Consider the following 2,039-nt stretch of genomic DNA (forward strand, 5'->3'; position numbering starts at 1 on the left):
TCGGGGTGGCCATGCTGACCCTGCCGATCTTCGTGCCGATCATCGTGCAGCTGGGCTACAGCCCGATCTGGTTCGGCATCCTGTTCGCGGTGAACATGCAGGTGTCCTTCCTGTCGCCGCCGTTCGGACCCGCGGCCTTTTACCTGAAGGGCGTGGCGCCACCGGAGATCAGCCTCAAGGACATCTTCGTCTCGGTGCTGCCCTTTATCGCCCTGCAGCTATGTGTACTCGCGGCGCTGCTGGTGTGGCCCGAGATGGCCATGTGGCTGGTGCAATGACGCGGATCGGCCCCTCTCCGGGACCAGGCGCCAGGCTAGACGCCAGCAAAGCCACCTTTCCATAACGTCAACCCATACCTTTGTATGTTGACCATACACCACCCCAGGGGCGTAAGATGCCTCTGGGGCCAACCGTGAACCGGGACAAGGCGCCCACGTCACGCAAGGATATTGCCATGCATCATGACACCCCCGAGACCCTTCGCATCATCCAGTGCCGCCACCAGGGCAGCGTCAGGGCCGCCCTGGTCGAAGGACCGGACCGTGTGCGACTGACCGACGCCGACACCTATACCCTGGCACGCCGTGCGCTGGCCGAGGGCAAGGGCCTGGCGACCACGCTCAAGGAAAGCCTCGGTGACGAGACCCTCGACTACGCCGATCTGGTCGCGAGCGGTCAGCTACTGCCGCCGCTGACCCATCCGGATCCCGCGCACTGCCTGGTCACCGGCACCGGCCTGACCCATCTGGGCAGCGCCGATACCCGCAGCGCCATGCACGCCGACTCGTCCGAAGCCGACGACGCCCAGCTGACCGATTCCATGCGCATGTTCAGGCTCGGCGTCGAGGGCGGCAAGCCCGCCGAAGGCCAGGTGGGCGCCCAGCCCGAGTGGTTCTACAAGGGGGATGGTGACTGCGTGGTGGCCCCCGAGGCGCCGCTGCCCTGGCCATCCTTCGCCGAGGATGCAGGCGAAGAGCCGGAACTCGCCGGGCTCTACCTCATCGATGATCAGGGCCGCCCCCATCGCCTGGGCTTCGCCATCGGCAACGAATTCTCGGATCACATCACCGAACGCTACAACTACCTGTGGCTGGCCCACTCGAAGCTTCGCGCCTGCAGTTTCGGCCCCGAACTGCTGATCGGTGAACTACCCTCTCATCTGGAGGGTACTTCGCGTATCACCAGAGACGGCGAGACCCTGTGGGAGAAGCCGTTCTTGACCGGCGAGGACAACATGGCGCACAGCATCGCCAACCTGGAGCACCACCACTTCAAGTACCCAGGTTTCCGTCGGCCCGGTGACGTCCACGTCCATTTTTTCGGCACCGCCACCCTGAGCTTCGCCGACGGTGTCAGTGTCAAACCGGGCGAGCGCTACGAAATCGAGCTACCGGCCTTCGGGCGTCCCCTGCGCAATCCGCTGGCGCCGCCCACCGAGGACGAAGAACAGACCAGCGTCACGCCGATGTAATCGACCGGCGACAGGCTTCGACTGTCCCGAACAATGACGACACGAGCATTGAACGCAGGTCGAGCCGGCGTTGACACTGGTACCAGACAGCAAACCGACAACCCCATCCCCGCAAGCGAAAAGGAGCCAACATGACTCTGGAAGGAAAGCAGCTGATCGGCAGCCAGGCCGTCGAGGCCAAGGGCGAGCCCATCCACGCCGTCAATCCGGCCACCGGTGAGACCCTCGAGCCTGGCTACAAGGCAGGTTCCAAGGCCGAGGTCGAGCGCGCCTGCGAACTGGCCTGGGCGGCCTTCGATAGCTACCGCGAGACCGGCCTCGAGGCCCGTGCGACCTTTCTCGAGACCATCGCCGAGGAGATCGAGGCGCTCGGTGACACCCTGATCGAGCGCGCCATGGCCGAGTCCGGCCTGCCCCAGGCACGTCTGCAGGGCGAGCGCGGCCGTACCTGCGGCCAGCTGCGCCTGTTCGCCTCGGTGGTGCGCGCCGGCGAATGGCTCGACGTGCGGCACGATCCGGCCCTGCCGGACCGTGAACCGATGCCGCGGGTCGACCTGCGCCAGCGCCA

At 65.7% G+C, this 2,039-nt stretch carries 3 protein-coding genes; all 3 read left to right on the forward strand.

Annotated features, from left to right (window positions below; translation table 11 throughout):
• The coding region (locus NH448_RS23355; RefSeq protein WP_162816557.1) for a TRAP transporter large permease subunit at nucleotides 1–278 on the forward strand (278 nt) is incomplete at its 5' end.
• A 176-nt stretch (nucleotides 279–454) separates the two neighbouring features.
• Entirely contained in the window at nucleotides 455–1,471 is a 1,017-nt protein-coding gene (araD1, locus tag NH448_RS23360) for an AraD1 family protein (RefSeq protein WP_253029589.1), read from the forward strand.
• Between the two features lie 131 nt (nucleotides 1,472–1,602).
• Nucleotides 1,603–2,039, forward strand: a 437-nt coding sequence (locus NH448_RS23365) for an aldehyde dehydrogenase family protein (protein ID WP_253029590.1), incomplete at its 3' end; no start/stop codon positions are given.

The sequence above is a fragment of the Halomonas sp. OfavH-34-E genome, assembly GCF_024124525.1.
Classification (GTDB): Bacteria; Pseudomonadota; Gammaproteobacteria; order Pseudomonadales; family Halomonadaceae; genus Halomonas; species Halomonas litopenaei.

What these genes read in the sequence shown, in the direction of transcription:
- araD1 (WP_253029589.1), top strand. Translation starts at nt 455, where the DNA reads ATGCATCATGACACCCCCGAGACCCTTCGCATCATCCAGTGCCGCCAC.